Annotated in this window: 18 protein-coding genes and 1 tRNA gene; 15 read left to right on the forward strand and 4 right to left on the reverse strand. The window is 71.3% G+C overall.

Annotated elements, in window-relative coordinates; all coding sequences use genetic code 11:
* The first annotated feature begins 54 nt into the window (after positions 1-54).
* Both ABT041_RS18785 and ABT041_RS18790 read left to right on the forward strand, forming a co-directional pair.
* Positions 55-660, forward strand: coding sequence for an HhH-GPD-type base excision DNA repair protein (locus tag ABT041_RS18785; protein WP_351185615.1), 606 nt, complete (start codon positions 55-57; stop codon positions 658-660).
* Positions 661-790: 130 nt separating this feature from the next.
* Positions 791-2,344, forward strand: coding sequence for a M28 family metallopeptidase (locus ABT041_RS18790; RefSeq protein WP_351185618.1), 1,554 nt, complete (start codon positions 791-793; stop codon positions 2,342-2,344).
* Between the two features lie 84 nt (positions 2,345-2,428).
* Here ABT041_RS18790 and ABT041_RS18795 read toward each other — a convergent pair whose 3' ends face one another.
* Positions 2,429-4,018: a helicase HerA-like domain-containing protein gene (locus tag ABT041_RS18795; RefSeq protein WP_351185621.1), complete on the reverse strand. Its 1,590-nt coding sequence runs from the start codon at positions 4,016-4,018 to the stop codon at positions 2,429-2,431.
* Positions 4,019-4,115: 97 nt separating this feature from the next.
* Between ABT041_RS18795 and ABT041_RS18800 the strand changes: the two genes are divergently transcribed.
* The gene (locus tag ABT041_RS18800) at positions 4,116-4,412 is read left to right on the forward strand and encodes a type II toxin-antitoxin system VapB family antitoxin (protein ID WP_030209440.1); all 297 of its coding nucleotides are present in this window, start codon (positions 4,116-4,118) and stop codon (positions 4,410-4,412) included.
* Positions 4,413-4,525: 113 nt separating this feature from the next.
* Entirely contained in the window at positions 4,526-5,152 is a 627-nt protein-coding gene (locus ABT041_RS18805; RefSeq protein WP_351185624.1) for a LytR C-terminal domain-containing protein, read from the forward strand.
* Positions 5,153-5,257: 105 nt separating this feature from the next.
* On the opposite strand, the gene upp is transcribed toward ABT041_RS18805, so the two are convergent.
* Positions 5,258-5,893 (reverse strand): uracil phosphoribosyltransferase, encoded by a 636-nt coding sequence (gene upp / locus ABT041_RS18810; protein WP_017240523.1) that lies wholly within the window; start codon positions 5,891-5,893, stop codon positions 5,258-5,260.
* A 92-nt stretch (positions 5,894-5,985) separates the two neighbouring features.
* Here upp and ABT041_RS18815 point away from each other — a divergent pair, with 92 nt between their 5' ends.
* The 9 genes from ABT041_RS18815 to ABT041_RS18855 all read left to right on the forward strand — a co-directional run bounded on the left by ABT041_RS18815 (position 5,986) and on the right by ABT041_RS18855 (position 11,841).
* A complete protein-coding gene (locus ABT041_RS18815) occupies positions 5,986-6,195 on the forward strand; it encodes a hypothetical protein (protein ID WP_051787381.1) in 210 nt (69 codons plus the stop codon).
* A 215-nt stretch (positions 6,196-6,410) separates the two neighbouring features.
* Entirely contained in the window at positions 6,411-6,947 is a 537-nt protein-coding gene (locus tag ABT041_RS18820) for a tRNA adenosine deaminase-associated protein (protein ID WP_351185873.1), read from the forward strand.
* Positions 6,948-7,183: 236 nt separating this feature from the next.
* Positions 7,184-7,612: a tRNA adenosine(34) deaminase TadA gene (tadA, locus tag ABT041_RS18825; RefSeq protein WP_351185876.1), complete on the forward strand. Its 429-nt coding sequence runs from the start codon at positions 7,184-7,186 to the stop codon at positions 7,610-7,612.
* A gap of 208 nt (positions 7,613-7,820) precedes the next feature.
* Positions 7,821-7,905 (forward strand) — tRNA-Ser (locus ABT041_RS18830).
* 409 nt (positions 7,906-8,314) lie between these two features.
* On the forward strand, positions 8,315-8,479 hold the full coding sequence (locus ABT041_RS18835) for a hypothetical protein (protein WP_177181689.1): 165 nt from the start codon (positions 8,315-8,317) through the stop codon (positions 8,477-8,479).
* A gap of 9 nt (positions 8,480-8,488) precedes the next feature.
* On the forward strand, positions 8,489-8,782 hold the full coding sequence (locus ABT041_RS18840; protein WP_351185629.1) for a Dabb family protein: 294 nt from the start codon (positions 8,489-8,491) through the stop codon (positions 8,780-8,782).
* Between the two features lie 214 nt (positions 8,783-8,996).
* Positions 8,997-9,845 carry an RNA polymerase sigma factor SigF gene (locus tag ABT041_RS18845; protein WP_351185632.1) on the forward strand — a complete coding sequence of 283 codons (849 nt, stop codon included), beginning with the start codon at positions 8,997-8,999 and terminating at the stop codon, positions 9,843-9,845.
* Positions 9,846-10,080: 235 nt separating this feature from the next.
* Positions 10,081-10,995, forward strand: coding sequence for an RNA polymerase sigma factor SigF (locus ABT041_RS18850; RefSeq protein WP_351185635.1), 915 nt, complete (start codon positions 10,081-10,083; stop codon positions 10,993-10,995).
* 546 nt (positions 10,996-11,541) lie between these two features.
* Positions 11,542-11,841, forward strand: a complete 300-nt coding sequence (locus ABT041_RS18855; RefSeq protein ID WP_351185638.1) for a hypothetical protein — start codon at positions 11,542-11,544, stop codon at positions 11,839-11,841.
* A gap of 4 nt (positions 11,842-11,845) precedes the next feature.
* On the opposite strand, the gene ABT041_RS18860 is transcribed toward ABT041_RS18855, so the two are convergent.
* Positions 11,846-12,811 carry an oxidoreductase gene (locus ABT041_RS18860; RefSeq protein WP_351185641.1) on the reverse strand — a complete coding sequence of 322 codons (966 nt, stop codon included), beginning with the start codon at positions 12,809-12,811 and terminating at the stop codon, positions 11,846-11,848.
* A gap of 73 nt (positions 12,812-12,884) precedes the next feature.
* On the opposite strand from ABT041_RS18860, the gene ABT041_RS18865 reads away from it, so the two are divergent.
* Positions 12,885-13,490, forward strand: coding sequence for a TetR family transcriptional regulator (locus ABT041_RS18865; RefSeq protein ID WP_502976529.1), 606 nt, complete (start codon positions 12,885-12,887; stop codon positions 13,488-13,490).
* A 63-nt stretch (positions 13,491-13,553) separates the two neighbouring features.
* Here ABT041_RS18865 and ABT041_RS18870 read toward each other — a convergent pair whose 3' ends face one another.
* Positions 13,554-13,787, reverse strand: coding sequence for a hypothetical protein (locus ABT041_RS18870; RefSeq protein WP_351185647.1), 234 nt, complete (start codon positions 13,785-13,787; stop codon positions 13,554-13,556).
* A 159-nt stretch (positions 13,788-13,946) separates the two neighbouring features.
* Between ABT041_RS18870 and ABT041_RS18875 the strand changes: the two genes are divergently transcribed.
* Positions 13,947-14,390, forward strand: a complete 444-nt coding sequence (locus tag ABT041_RS18875) for a MarR family winged helix-turn-helix transcriptional regulator (RefSeq protein WP_351185650.1) — start codon at positions 13,947-13,949, stop codon at positions 14,388-14,390.
* The last annotated feature ends 34 nt before the right edge of the window (positions 14,391-14,424 follow it).

A 14,424-nucleotide genomic window follows, 5' to 3' on the forward strand; every position in this document is an offset into this window, starting at 1 on the left:
CCGCCGGGGTGAATCCACCGGGCGGTCGCCACGCGCGCGCGTGATGATCGGTCCATGACTCCCCAGGCCCCCGAGATCCACCTCGCCCAGCAGCCGGAGGCCGACGCGCTCCTCGGCCGGTCGCCGCTCGCCGCGCTCGTCGGCATGCTCCTCGACCAGCAGGTCCCGATGGAGTGGGCTTTCTCCGGCCCGTACACGATCGCGACCCGCATGGGCCACGACGACCTCGACGCGCACGAGATCGCCGCCCGGGACCCGGAGGAGTTCGCCGCGCTGCTCTCCGAGAAGCCGGCCGTGCACCGCTACCCGGGCTCGATGGCCCACCGGATCCAGCAGCTGTGCCAGTTCCTCGTCGAGGAGTACGGGGGCGACGCCGAGGCCGTGTGGGCGGACGCGGCGACCGGGAAGGAGCTGCTCGCACGGCTCCAGGCGCTGCCGGGCTTCGGGAAGCAGAAGGCGCAGATCTTCCTGGCCCTGCTCGGCAAGCAGTACGGGGTGCGGCCGGAGGGCTGGCGGGAGGCGGCCGGACTGTACGGCGAGGAGAACTGCCACCGCTCGGCGGCCGACATCACCGGTCCTGAGTCGCTCGCGAAGGTGCGCGCGCACAAGCAGGAGATGAAGGCGGCCGCCAAGGCCGCCAAAGCGGCCAAAGACCGCTAGCCGGGCGGGAATTGATAATTCCACATTTCATTCCTGTTTGACCTGACAGGAATTGCGACGGGTCTGTTCACAGAATGCCCCCGCGATCGCTAGCTTCCCCTCAACCTCGTCCGTACCGGGAAGGACTTCTGTGAACGCATCCCAGCGCCGAGCCGCGGCCATCCTCGCCGCCGCCGCCCTCGCCACCCCGCTGGTCCTTGCCTCACCCGCCACCGCGGGACAGGACCCGGCGGCCGCGCCCGCCCGCGACGCCGCCCGGCTGGCGAAGAAGCTGGTCCGCGAAACCACCGCCCAGGACGCCTACAAGCACCTGCAGAAGTTCCAGGCGATAGCCGACTCGGCCGACGGCAACCGCGCCGCCGGCACGCTCGGCCACGACGCCTCGGCCGCCTATGTGTACACACAGCTGAAGAAGGCCGGATACGACGTCCGCTACCAGCAGTTCGACTTCATCTACACCCAGACGCTCGCCGAGAAGGCCTCCGTCGTCGCGCCCGCGCCCCGGACGCTCGGCATCAAGGCCATGACGTACACGAAGTCCACCCCGGTCGGCGGCATCACCGCCGAGCTCGCCGCCGTGCCCGTCGACGCCGACGGCTCCACCGGCTGCGAGCCCGGCGACTTCGCCTCCGGCGCCTTCACCGGCAAGATCGCGCTGATCAAGCGCGGTGTCTGCTCCTTCGCGATCAAGCAGCAGAACGCCGCCGCGGCCGGCGCCGTCGGCGCGGTCGTCTACAACAACATCGACGGCGCCCTCTCCGGCACCCTCGGCGAGCCGGCCTCCGGCAGGATCCCCACCGGCGGGATCAGCCTGGCCGAGGGCACCCAGCTCGCGGCCGACCTCGCCAAGGGCCCGGTCTCGCTCTCCTTCGAGATCCGCCAGCTCCAGGAGAAGCGCAGCACCAACAACGTCATCGCGGAGACCCGCGGCGGCAACGCCGCCAACACCGTGATGCTCGGCTCCCACCTCGACTCCGTCACCGCGGGCCCGGGCATCAACGACAACGGCTCCGGCTCCGCCGGTCTCCTGCAGACCGCCCTTGAGCTCGCCAAGTCGAAGGAGAAGGTCCGCAACAAGGTCCGCTTCGCCTGGTGGTCGGCGGAGGAGGTCGGCCTCCTCGGCTCCGAGCACTACGTGAACACCCTCACCGCGCTCGACAGGAGCGAGATCAAGCTCTACCTCAACTTCGACATGATCGCCTCGCCGAACTACGGCCTGTTCGTGTACGACGGCGACAACTCGGACGGCGTCGGCGCGGGCGCGGGCCCCGAGGGCTCCGCCCAACTGGAGCGCGACATCACCGACTTCATGGACCGGCGTGGGGTCCCGCACGAGGGCACCGACTTCACCGGCCGCTCCGACTACGGTCCGTTCATCGAGGTCGGCATCCCCTCCGGCGGCACCTTCACCGGCGCCGAGGGCATCAAGTCCCCTGGCCAGGCGGCCAAGTTCGGCGGCACGGCGGGCGTCGCGTACGACGTGAACTACCACGCCAAGGGCGACGACATCAGCAACATCGACATGACGGCCTTCGACGTGAACATCGACGTCATCGCCCACGCCGTGGGCACCTACGCCCACGACCTCTCGTCCCTGCGCAAGCCGGTCGTCTCCGTCCCGACCACCGGCGACGCGGGCAGCGGCGGCGGCCTGCACGGCGACCACGACGAGGTGACCTTCTAGGGCCTCTCCGAGTCCGGTCCGCCGGACGGGCCCTGGCCCTGGTCCTGGCCCTGGCCCTGGTCCTGGCTCTGGCCCTGGCCCTGGTCAGCGCCTCCGGCGGGCCGTGCCGAAGATCGAGCGGGTGATCTCCCGGCCCAGCTGGGTGCCGATCGACCGGGCCAGGGACTTGAAGATCCCGCTGCCCACCACCTGTTCGGCCAGCGAGGGCTCCTCCTTCTCACGGGGAGCCCTCGCCTCCTCGGCGGCCGCCGCTTCCAGGGCCGCCGCCTCCGCCGCCCGCTGCTCGGCGGTCAGCTTCTCGTACGCCGACTCCCGGTCCACCGCCTCCGCGTACCGCCCGTACAGCGGCGAAGCCTTCACCGCCGCGTCCAGGGCCGCCGCGTCGACCGGCCCCATCAGCGACTCCGGGGCGCGCAGCCGGGTCGCGGCCACCGGCGTCGGGGCGCCCTTCTCGCTCAGTACGGTGATCACCGCCTCGCCCGTACCGAGGCCGGTCAGCACCTCCTCCAGGTCGTACGGCGACTTCGGGAAGGTCCGCACCGTCGCCTTCAGGGCCTTCGCGTCGTCCGGGGTGAAGGCCCGCAGCGCGTGCTGCACGCGGTTGCCGAGCTGCCCGAGCACGTCCGAGGGGACGTCCTTCGGGGTCTGCGTCACGAAGAAGACCCCGACGCCCTTCGAGCGGATCAGCCGCACGGTCTGCGTGATCGACTCCAGGAACGCCTTCGAGGCGCCGTCGAAGAGCAGATGTGCCTCGTCGAAGAAGAAGACCAGCTTCGGCTTGTCCGGGTCGCCGACCTCGGGCAGGTCGTTGAAGAGGTCCGCCAGCATCCACATCAGGAAGGTCGAGAACAGCTGCGGCTCGTCCCGCACGGCCGGCAGCTCCAGGACCGAGACGATCCCCCGCCCGTCCGCCGCCGTCCGCAGGAACTCGCCCGTGTCGAACTCGGGCTCCCCGAAGAACTCCCCCGCGCCCTGCTGCTCGAAGGCCGTGAGGGAGCGGAGGATCACCCCGGCCGTCGCCGTCGACAGGCCGCCGATTCCCTTCAGCTCGGCCTTCCCCGTGTCCGAGACCAGGAAGGCCACCACCGCCCGCAGGTCCTTGAGGTCGATCAGCTCCAGGCCCTTGGAGTCGGCGTAGTGGAAGATCAGCCCGAGCGACTGCTCCTGCGTCTGGTTGAGCCGGAGCACCTTGGAGAGCAGCACGGGACCGAAGCTGGTCACCGTGGCCCGTACCGGGATGCCGGGGCCGGTGCCCCCGAGCCCGTAGAACTCGCAGGGGAAGCCGCGCGCCTGCCACTCCTGGCCGACCTGCCCGGCGCGCTCCCGGACCTTCCCCCCGTCCTCGCCGGGCGCCGAGATGCCGGAGACGTCGCCCTTGATGTCGGCGAGGAAGACCGGCACGCCGTTCGCCGACAGCTGCTCGGCGATCAGCTGGAGCGTCTTCGTCTTGCCGGTGCCGGTCGCTCCGGCCACCAGACCGTGCCGGTTGAGCACCGTCAGCGGGAGACGGATGCCCGCTTCCGGGTGACAGACGCCGTCCCAGAGCAGCGCCCCCAGTTCGAGTGCGGGTCCGTCGAAGGCGTACCCGGCGGCGATCTCGGCGGCGGGCCCGGCCAGGGAGGCGGGGGCCGTCCCGGTCGTCCCGGTCTCCGGCGGCTGCTCGCTGACGCTCATGACGGCACCCCAATGTCGGCCTTGCCACGGTTTGCACCAGCATCCCACTGGCCTCGCGTGGCTGCGCCGGGAGCCGCTCGCCCGGTAGGCTTTCCGTGTGATCTTCAAGCGCATCGGAAACGGAAAGCCGTATCCCGACCACGGCCGGGAAAGCACCCGGCAGTGGGCGGACGTCGCCCCGCGCCCGGTCCGCCTCGACCAGCTGGTGACCACCAAGGGCCAGCTGGACCTGGAGACCCTGCTCGCCGAGGACTCCACCTTCTACGGCGACCTCTTCGCGCACGTCGTGAAGTGGCAGGGCGACCTCTACCTCGAGGACGGACTGCACCGCGCCGTCCGCGCGGCGCTCCAGCAGCGCCAGGTGCTGCACGCCCGCGTCCTGGAACTCGACTGAGCCGGGCCGGGGTCTGCCCCGACTGAGCCTTTCGGGGTCAGTTCGCCCCCATCCGGACGCGATCACATGATCATCAAGTAGGCATCGCCGACGGGCGGCATTACGCTGCGTTCATGAGCATGCTCACTCCCCCCGGCATGGGCGGTAAGTACCGCATCACGGGGGATGTCTACCCCCGCATGCGCCGCCCCCACCGCCGGCGCAGGATCGTCCTCGCGTCCGCCGCCGCCGTGGTCGTGCTCGGCGCGGCCGGCTGGGGAACGCTCCAGCTCGTCGACGTCTTCTCCGGCGACGGGGGCACGAAGACGACGGCCGGGAAGCAGGCCGACTGCAAACCCGCGCCCAAGCCGACCCCCGCGCCCGCCGCCTTCCCCAAGCCCGCGCAGATCACGGTCAACGTCTACAACGCGACCCCGCGCAGCGGACTCGCGAAGACGACCGCGGACGAGCTGAAGAAGCGCGGCTTCAAGATCGGCAAGGTGGGGAACGCGCCCACCGCCTACGACAAGAAGGTCCCGGGCGCCGGCCTGATGCTCGGCGCGCCCGCGGCCACCAAGGGCGCCTTCCCGGTCCTCGGCACCCAGCTCGCGGGCGCCACGACCAAGACGGACACCCGGGGCACGGCGGACGTGGACCTGATCATCGGGAACGCGTTCAAGACGCTGTCCCCGAAGGCGACGGCGGACGCGGCCCTGGTCGCCCTGACCAAGCCCGCGCCCGTACCGACCGGGAAGTGCTGAGGGCCTCATACCCGGCCGAGCAGGCTGTGCCTTGCTCGGCCGCGCCGACTGTGCCTTACTCTCCGCCGAGCCGACTGTGCCTTACTCGGCAGAGCCGACTGTGCCTTACTCGGCAGAGCCGTACATGCGGTCGCCCGCGTCGCCCAGGCCAGGGACGATGTAGCCGTTCTCGTTGAGCCGCTCGTCGACCGAGGCCGTCACGACGGTGACCGGCGTGCCCGCGAGCTCGCGCTCCATGACCTCGACGCCCTCCGGGGCGGCGAGGAGCACGACCGCGGTCACGTCGTCGGCGCCGCGCTTGATGAGCTCCTGGATCGCCGCGACCAGCGTGCCGCCGGTCGCCAGCATCGGGTCCAGGACGTAGACCTGGCGGCCCGAGAGGTCCTCCGGCATCCGCGTCGCGTAGGTCGACGCCTCCAGCGTCTCCTCGTTGCGGATCATGCCGAGGAAGCCGACCTCGGCCGTCGGGAGCAGCCGGACCATGCCGTCGAGCATGCCGAGCCCGGCGCGCAGGATCGGGACCACCAGCGGACGCGGGTGCGACAGCTTCACGCCGGTCGTGGGCGTGACGGGGGTCTCAATGTCGACCTGCTCGGTCCGCACGTCCCTCGTGGCCTCGTAGGCGAGCAGGGTGACCAGCTCGTCGGCGAGACGGCGGAAGGTCGCGGAGTCCGTGCGCTTGTCGCGCAGGGTGGTGAGCTTGTGGGCGACCAGGGGGTGGTCGACGACGTGGAGACGCATGACTCAACAGTAGCCCGCCGCGCACTGGCGTCGACCCACGGCGCTGGGGGAAAGTGGGGGCACAGGGACCCAGCGATGGGGTGGTGTGGCCGATGCCCGACCTGGAAGAACCGGCCGAGGAAGCCGCCGAGGGGGCGGCCCGCACGCCGGCACCGGAGACCGACGCGGAGCGCCGCAGGCGCCGCGCCCAGTTCCTCCGCGAGCTGAACGAGGCCAAGGCGCTGCGCGAGCGCGTGCAGCCGCGGCGCGCCCGGGCCGCCCGGATGCGCCAGGCGATGCGCATGCGGACCTTCCGCTGGTGAGGCCCGGCCGGTGATCCCCCGTGCCGATCGTTGTGCGCCCCCTTCGTGCGCCGGGGTCGCACGCCCGCCCGATCGCGGGGTCGTTCAGACTGATGCACGACGCAAGAGCCGAAGACCTCTCCTGACGGCGTCGTATCTGTCACGATGCCGATTGGGCGGGGCATCAGGCTCGCGCCGCCGGAACGTCACACCTCTGATCAGTGGGAGAGAGTCAGGTGTACTTCGCCGCACTGCTCGCGCGCACCGAAGACGGGTGGGAAGCGAGCGACACGGAGCTCGACGACGTGGAGACCCTGTCGGATCTGGCCGAGCTCGCCCGTGAGGCCTCGGACGACGACACGGTGATCGTCTTCATCGAGCAGGAGGACGCGTGGTTCGGGATCGTCCGGATCGAGGGTGAGGAAGACCCTCGCATCTACGTCTCGGACGGGGCCGCCGCCGCCCGTTCCTCGTACGGGGAGATGCTCACCCGGGAGCTTCTCGGTGACGACATGGACGACCTGGTCGACGAACTGGACGACCTGGACCTGGACGGCACCGAGGACGGGGAGCCGCTGGACGCCGACACGGACGAGGACGACGAGGCGGGCTCCGTCGCCGCCGAGGCCGTCCCGGCCGCTCCGGTGGGCGACCGGCTGATCCTGGCGGACCTCGGCATGTCGGCGGAGGACCTGCTGGCCCTCGACACCGACGCGCTCGCGGAGATCGCGGACGCGCTCGGCGCCGCGGACGTCCTGGAGGCCGTCCGCTAGTGGCACCCGCGGTACCTGCAGTTCCCGACGCGACGGGCGACGCGACGGGCGACGCCACGGCGAAGGCCATGACCGAACCCGTACGGGAGACCGGCCCCGAACCTGTGCGGGACGCCGGTCCCGACGCCGTACGGGACCTCGGCCCCGACGCCGTACGGGACCTCGGCCCCGACGCCGTACGGGACGCCGGTCCGGGCGCCGGTCCCGATCCCGTACGGGATCCCTGGCGGGAGGCCATGCGGCTCGCGATGGACGAGGCCGAGGCGGCCGGGCCGGCCGGTGACGTACCGGTCGGCGCGGTCGTGCTCGGTCCCGACGGCGCCGTGATCGCCCGCGCGCACAACGAGCGGGAGGCCACCGGCGACCCCACCGCGCACGCCGAGGTGCTCGCCCTGCGGCGGGCCGCCGCGGTGACCGGCGAGTGGCGGCTGACGGGCTGCACGCTCGTCGTGACCCTGGAGCCGTGCGTGATGTGCGCCGGCGCACTCGTCCAGTCGCGGGTCGAGCGGGTGGTGTTCGGGGCGCTCGACGAGAAGGCGGGCGCGACCGGTTCGCTCTGGGACCTCGTGCGGGACCGCCGGCTCAACCACCGCCCCGAGGTGATCCAGGGCGTCCTCGGCGAGGAGTGCGCCGAGCAGTTGACGGCCTTCTTCCGGACCCGCTGACGGACCGGCCGACGGACCCGCTGACGGACCCGCTGACGGACCGGCCGACGGACGCGCGGCCGACCCCGCCGACGGGCCCGCGGCGACCGGCCGACGGACCCGCGGCCGACCCTCTGACGGACCCCCCGGCCGACCCTCCGACCCCCCTTCTGACCTGCCGAGGGATACGGATTTCATCGCAGCGCCAAGTTGGGCTAAGCTCTCTCTCGGTAGCGTGTCCGAGCGGCCGAAGGAGCTCGCCTCGAAAGCGAGTGTGGCGCAAGTCACCGAGGGTTCAAATCCCTCCGCTACCGCTTCGATCGAAGGGCCCGGTGCATCAGCATCGGGCCCTTCGGCGTATCTCCCGCGCCCCCGCGGCTCCGTACGCGAAAGGCCCCGGTCCGCGCGTGGCGCGGCCGGGGCCTTTCCAAGTAGGACGGGGGGAACGGCATCGGGGGGACAAGCCGCTCCCCCCGATGAGAACCGGACCTGCAAGCCCGTGCCGCAGTCAGGGGGGAAGCATGCGGCGCGGACCCCGCAGTGCGGGCCGGTTCCAGGAGCCCCCCGGATTCCTGCCAGATCCGCCGGGCTCGACATCCATACTGCTCGCCCGTCACCCTTCCGGGGGGCGGCGAAAGGCCCCGATCGCCGGGTCCTTGGTCCATAAAGCCTCGGTTAGAGTGGCGCGGTCGTACGGCGGGGGAACAGGGGAGGGCTGGGCAGATGGCGCAAGCGAAGAAGGTCGCGCTCTACGCGGTCGTGGTCTTTGTGCTGTACACGATCGTCACTTCCCCGGCCCGGGCGGCCGACCTGGTGCAGGTAGGGTTCGAGGGCATTTCCAGCGCTGCCCAGGGAGTCGGTCAGTTCATGACCGAACTCGTCAACTAGGAGCTTTCCGTGATCCGCCATCTGGTCCTCTTCAAGCTCAATGACGGTGTCGACCGCGACGAGCCCCGTGTGGTCGCCGGCGTCGAGGCGTTCCGCGCGCTCGGCGAGCAGATCCCGGAGCTGAAGTTCTGGGAGTGCGACTGGAACATCACGGACCGGCCGATCGCGTACGACTTCGCCATCAACTCGGCCGTCGAGGACAAGGACGCGCTCCAGCGCTACCTCGACCACCCGGCGCACCAGGCGGGCGTCGCCCAGTGGCGCGAGTTCGCTACCTGGGTGATCGCGGACTACGCCTTCTAGTCGTCCTCTTCACCCCCAGGCCCCCTGCCGTCGCGGCGGGGGGCCTTTTCCGTGCGTGACCTCCCCTTTTTCCGCCAACATGCCCTCAACACGTGACTATGCGGTGCTTGCACACAGTGGACATGTCTTGTGATGCTATGACCGCTTTTGACGGATGAGTTGACCGTAGTTGACCCAGTCGACCAGCAAGACCAGCCAAAGGGGTGGCGTGAACGTGCCGGCCAGTACAGCACCTCAGGTCCCGCCCCAGCACGAGGCGGGCGGGCCTGCGGACACCCCGCGGCCCCGGCCGCAGAGCAGCCGCGGCGCCGACACCCGGGCGCTCACCCAGGTGCTCTTCGGGCAGCTCAAGAACCTGGAACCCGGGACCCCCGAGCACCACCGGGTCCGCGGCGCCCTCATCGAGGCCAACCTGCCGCTCGTGCGGTACGCGGCGGCCCGCTTCCGCTCCCGCAACGAGCCGATGGAGGACGTCGTCCAGGTCGGCACCATCGGCCTCATCAACGCCATCGACCGCTTCGACCCCGACCGGGGCGTGCAGTTCCCCACCTTCGCGATGCCCACGGTCGTCGGCGAGATCAAGCGGTACTTCCGCGACAACGTCCGGACCGTGCACGTGCCGCGCCGGCTGCACGAGCTCTGGGTCCAGGTGAACGGCGCCACCGAGGACCTGACGACCGCTCACGGCCGCTCCCCCACGACCGCGGAGATCGCCGAGCGGCTGCGGATCGGCGAGGACGAGGTGCTCGCCTGCATCGAGGCCGGCCGCTCGTACCACGCCACCTCCCTGGAGGCCGCGCAGGAGGGCGACGGACTGCCCGGACTGCTCGACCGGCTCGGCTACGAGGACCCCGCCCTGGCCGGAGTCGAGCACCGCGACCTCGTCCGCCATCTGCTCGTCCAGCTGCCCGAGCGGGAGCAGCGGATCCTGATGCTGCGCTACTACAGCAACTTGACCCAGTCTCAGATCAGCCAGGAACTCGGCGTCTCCCAGATGCACGTGTCAAGGCTCCTCGCCCGCAGCTTCGCCCGCTTGAGATCCGCAAACAGGATCGAGGCGTAACCAGAACGGGTAGACCGGTTCGGAGCAGTTCTCCGACGCCCCAAATGCCGTACACCCCTTGTTTCCTGCGGAAATGCCAGCTCTCCGTGTCGACAAGTCACTACAGCGTGTTGCCGACATGTGACATTCTGCTGGAACCGAGTTTGCCGCAGCCCCGCCGCCGGTATTCAGGTGGAGGCTGCGTTCCTCAGATGGTCGCGGCCACCGCGACCGTCCGCGACCTCAAGGGGGTGGCATGTCCACAGAACTGGGCAGCTCGAAGGTGCTCACGCTCACGCCCGTTCCCGTGCCCACGCAGACGACGGCGCCGACCGCGACCGACAGCACGGAGACCGCGGAGACCGCGCCGCCGCCGATGACGGTCGCGCCCGGAGCCCTCGACACCCGCACCCTCTCCCGCTCCCTCTTCCTGCGGCTGCGCGCCCTGGACTCCGAGGGCGCGGCCGCCGACAGCCCGGAGCGGACCTACGTCCGCGACACCCTCATCGAGCTCAACCTCCCCCTCGTGCGATACGCGGCGGCCCGCTTCCGCTCCCGCAACGAGCCGATGGAGGACATCGTCCAGGTCGGCACCATCGGCCTGATCAAGGCGATCGACCGCTTCGACTGCGAACGGGGCGTGGAGTTCCCGACGTTCGCGATGCCGACCGTCGTCGGCGAGATCAAGCGCTTCTTCCGCGACACCTCCTGGTCGGTGCGCGTCCCGCGCCGGCTCCAGGAGCTGCGCCTCGCCCTCACCAAGGCAAGCGACGAGCTCGCGCAGAAGCTCGACCGCTCCCCCACCGTCCCCGAACTCGCCGCCGTGCTCGGGGTGTCGGAGGAGGACGTCGTCGACGGCCTCGCCGTGGGCAACGCGTACACCGCGTCCTCGCTCGACTCCCCCTCGCCCGAGGACGACGGCGGCGAGGGCTCGCTCGCGGACCGCCTCGGCTACGAGGACACGGCCCTCGAAGGCGTCGAGTACCGCGAGTCGCTCAAGCCGCTGCTCGCCAAACTGCCGCCCAGGGAACGGCAGATCATCATGCTCCGCTTCTTCGCCAACATGACCCAGTCGCAGATCGGCGAGGAGGTCGGCATCTCACAGATGCACGTCTCGCGGCTCCTCACCCGCACCCTCGCCCAGCTGCGCGAAGGCCTCATCTCCGACTGACTTCCCCCAAACCGCTGCCCTGTTGACGCATCGTCAGCCACACTGGGGCGCATGAGGCGAAGGAAGCCGGGACTTGCGGCGGTGGCGCTCTGCCTCGGCGGGGCGCTGACCGCGTGCGGTGGCGGAGGAGACGGCGAGGGGTACGCGGCGGTAGGCGCCGGCCCCTCTCCGAAGGGCGCGGTCGCCCCTTCGGGCGTGGTCACCCTGGTCCCCCTGGAGCCCTCGGAGAGCGGGACGACGTCCAGCACGTCGTCCCCGTCCCCGGCGGCCCCTGGGAGCCCTGGGAGCCCTTCCGGGGCCGGGAGCGAAGCGTCTCCGGGCTCTTCGGGGACGCCGGGAGCGCCTGGAGCCTCGCAGGGGACCTCCGGACCTTCCCGTACGGGATCCAGTACGGGTACGGGATCGGGTACGGCTCCGACGACCGCGCCCGGCAGCGGCGGCACCGGCACCCCGCCCCGTACCCCCTCCAGCACGCCCCGTCCCGCACCGCCCGACACCGGCACACCGCCGTCCTCCCCCGAGCCGACCACCCCGCCCGGGCCCGCCGTGCTCACCGTCTCGGAGCCCGGCCTCGCGGACGCCGACACGCGCTGGTGCCAGCGGGTCACCGTCACCTTCCGCAACACCGGTGGCACCGCCGCCACTTCGGGCACGGTCGGCTTCGCGACGCACATCATCGGCCTGCTCGGCACCGACTGGGGGACGGTCGCCTCCAGTCAGCCGCTGCCCGCGCCGATCGCCGCCGGGACGGCACGGACGCAGACGTACACGGTGTGCGTGGACTCCTGGCGGGTGCCGCTCGGCATGCGCGTCGACACCCGCGAGGTCACCGCCACCTGGCGGTGAGGCGTCACCGGGCGACGAGCCCGTACCGCACCCCCGTCAGCCCCTCCGACAGCTCCCACAGCCGCCGGCCCGTCCCGGAGTCGCCCGCCGCTTCCGAAAGGCGCACGCGGGTCGGGGCGCCCCGGAGTTCGCCCATGCCGTCCGGGCCGATGAACTCGCCGCCCACGACGGACGGTTCGGTCGCCGCGTACAGCTGGGGCAGCGCGCCCCGCTCCGGGCACTGGGCGAGCAGCGGATTCCCGATCCGCCCGAAGAACAGCTTCGCCAGGCCGGAGGTGTCCTTCATCTGGAGGTTCGTCGCCGTGTAGCCGGGGTGGGCGAGCACGCTGCGGACCGGGCTCGCGGTGGCCGTCAGACGACGGTGCAGTTCCTTGCCGAAGACGGCGTTGGCGAATTTCGACTGGTTGTAAAAGGCCATCGGCGTGTAGCCGTGCTCGCCGTTCAGGTCGTCGAAGCGGAGGCTTCCCTGGCGGTGGTTGATCGAGCTGACCGTCACCACCCGGGGATCCGTCCCGGCGGCGAGCAGATCGAGCAGCAGGCCGGTGAGCGCGAAGTGCCCGAGGTGGTTCGTCGCGAACTGGAGCTCGTGGCCCTGGGCGCCGAGCGTGCGGGGCGGCGCCATCACGCCCGCGTTGTTCACCAGCACGTCCAGGCGCGGGTGCTCCGCGCGCAGCCCGTCGGCGAAGGCGCGCACCGAGTCGAGGTCGGCGAGGTCGAGCGGGCGGACGTCGAGGAGGCGCGCGTCGACGGCGGGGTGTCCGTCGGCGCCGGGGCCCGTCCCGGCGACCAGGGCCTCGGCGGCGCGGCGGCCCTTCTCCTCGTCGCGTACGGCGAGGATCACGCGCCCGCCCCGGCGGGCGAGCTCGCGGGTGGTGGCGAGGCCGAGGCCGCTGTTGGCCCCGGTGACGACGAAGACCCGTCCCGTCTGGTCCGGGATCAGGTCGGCGGTCCAGCGCTGCTTCTCAGTCATGCGGCACACGTTGCCGTTGGTGTCACCGAGTGTCAAGCATGGCTGTGGATGCCATGAACGTCACCGCGTTACTATCGGGCCCGTGACCACCCTCGCCCAGCGCAAACGCCAGCTCGTCGCGACCGAGCTCACCGAGGCGGCGCTCCAGCTGCTCGCCCTCCGGGGTTTCGACGCGGTGACCGTCGACGAGATCGCGACCACCGCGGGGGTCTCCAAGCGGACCTTCTTCCGCTACTTCGCGTCCAAGGAGGACGTGGTCGTCCAGTTCCTGGCCGGCATGGGCGCCGACATGCGCGCGGGGCTCGCCGCCCGGCCCGCCGGGGAGCGCCCCTCCGAGGCGCTGCTCCACACCGTCTCCGGACCGCTGAACACCTGCGGCGACCACGCCGAGCGCGCGCTGCCGGTGGTCCGGCTGATCCTGCGGACGCCCGCCCTGCTCGCCCGCTTCCTGGAGCACCAGGCCCGGTGGCGCGAGGAGCTGACGGAGGAGCTGGCCGCCCGGCTCGGGCGCGACCCCGGCACCGACCTCTACCCGCGGCTCGCGGCGGGCATGGCGCTCGCCGCCTTCGACGCCGTGCTGCACCGGTGGAGCGGGGGCGACGGCGCCGAGGACCCGGGCGAGCTGATCGGAGAGGCCTTCGCGGTGCTCGCGCCCGCCCTGGACTCCGTAAGCGCATAAGAAAGTGGGCCGAGTCCGCACGATGCGGATCCGGCCCACCTCTACGGGGGTACGGAACGGTGGTCAGCCCAGGGCCAGCCAGGCGACTCCCGCCAGGACGACGATCACGGCGACGACGCCCACGATCAGGCCGACCCGGGGGCCGCCCGACGCGGCAGCGGCCTGCGGCTGCTGGCGCTGCGGGGTGCCCTCGTCGACGAAGGCGCGGAACATCTGCGTGCTGCCGGCGGGGTCGTAGCCCTCGGGACCCTGAGGGGGCTGGCCCTGGCCGTACGGTGCTTGGGGGTTGTGTGCCATGGGCCAGGACCCTAGCGAAGTCGGGGTGAGGGGCCCAAGCCCCGGCACCACCCCTTCACCTTTACCGATTCTTTAGCGCCGTTTGACCGATTTAGTTTGCCTGAAGCAACCATCCATCTCTATGGTTGCCCTAAGCAACAAGATGGACGGGGGTGCCCGATGGCGACACGGACCACGTACGAGGAGCTCGCCCGCTCGGTGAGCGCGATCGGAGCCGTGAAGCGCGGACTCGCCCGTGCCCTTCCCGTCGAATGCCAGGGCGGCCCGGCGGCCGTACTCGCCCTGGTCAAGCACCACGGAGAGATGCGGATGAGCCGGCTCGCCGAGCTCATGGCCGTCGACATGTCCGTGTGCAGCCGCCATGTGGCCCACACGGTGGACCACGGCTGGATCGAGCGCCTGCCCGACCCGGCCGACAAGCGCTCCCGCATCCTGCACCTCACGGAACCGGGCCACGCGATGCTCGGCGAACTCGACCGCCGCGTGACCGAGGCCTTCGCCCGCCACCTCACGGAGTGGTCCGACGACGACGTCGAACTCCTCACCCACCTGCTCGCCCGCCTCCGCGACTCCTTCGGGGACTGCCGGGCCCACCACGCTTGAGAAAAAGGAAGTTCATGGCTACGACCACGCCCGA

Origin of the sequence: Streptomyces sp. NPDC002825, from assembly GCF_040295385.1 — a bacterium.
Taxonomy (GTDB): domain Bacteria; phylum Actinomycetota; class Actinomycetes; order Streptomycetales; family Streptomycetaceae; genus Streptomyces.

Excerpts from the sequence above, each read along its gene's own strand:
- ABT041_RS18870 (WP_351185647.1), bottom strand. The coding sequence starts at position 13,787 with ATGGCACACAACCCCCAAGCACCGTACGGCCAGGGCCAGCCCCCTCAG.
- ABT041_RS18835 (WP_177181689.1), top strand. The coding sequence starts at position 8,315 with ATGGCGCAAGCGAAGAAGGTCGCGCTCTACGCGGTCGTGGTCTTTGTG.
- upp (WP_017240523.1), bottom strand. The coding sequence starts at position 5,893 with ATGCGTCTCCACGTCGTCGACCACCCCCTGGTCGCCCACAAGCTCACC.
- ABT041_RS18805 (WP_351185624.1), top strand. The coding sequence starts at position 4,526 with ATGAGCATGCTCACTCCCCCCGGCATGGGCGGTAAGTACCGCATCACG.
- tadA (WP_351185876.1), top strand. The coding sequence starts at position 7,184 with ATGCGGCTCGCGATGGACGAGGCCGAGGCGGCCGGGCCGGCCGGTGAC.
- ABT041_RS18795 (WP_351185621.1), bottom strand. The coding sequence starts at position 4,018 with ATGAGCGTCAGCGAGCAGCCGCCGGAGACCGGGACGACCGGGACGGCC.
- ABT041_RS18785 (WP_351185615.1), top strand. The coding sequence starts at position 55 with ATGACTCCCCAGGCCCCCGAGATCCACCTCGCCCAGCAGCCGGAGGCC.
- ABT041_RS18815 (WP_051787381.1), top strand. The coding sequence starts at position 5,986 with ATGCCCGACCTGGAAGAACCGGCCGAGGAAGCCGCCGAGGGGGCGGCC.
- ABT041_RS18860 (WP_351185641.1), bottom strand. The coding sequence starts at position 12,811 with ATGACTGAGAAGCAGCGCTGGACCGCCGACCTGATCCCGGACCAGACG.
- ABT041_RS18875 (WP_351185650.1), top strand. The coding sequence starts at position 13,947 with ATGGCGACACGGACCACGTACGAGGAGCTCGCCCGCTCGGTGAGCGCG.
- ABT041_RS18850 (WP_351185635.1), top strand. The coding sequence starts at position 10,081 with ATGTCCACAGAACTGGGCAGCTCGAAGGTGCTCACGCTCACGCCCGTT.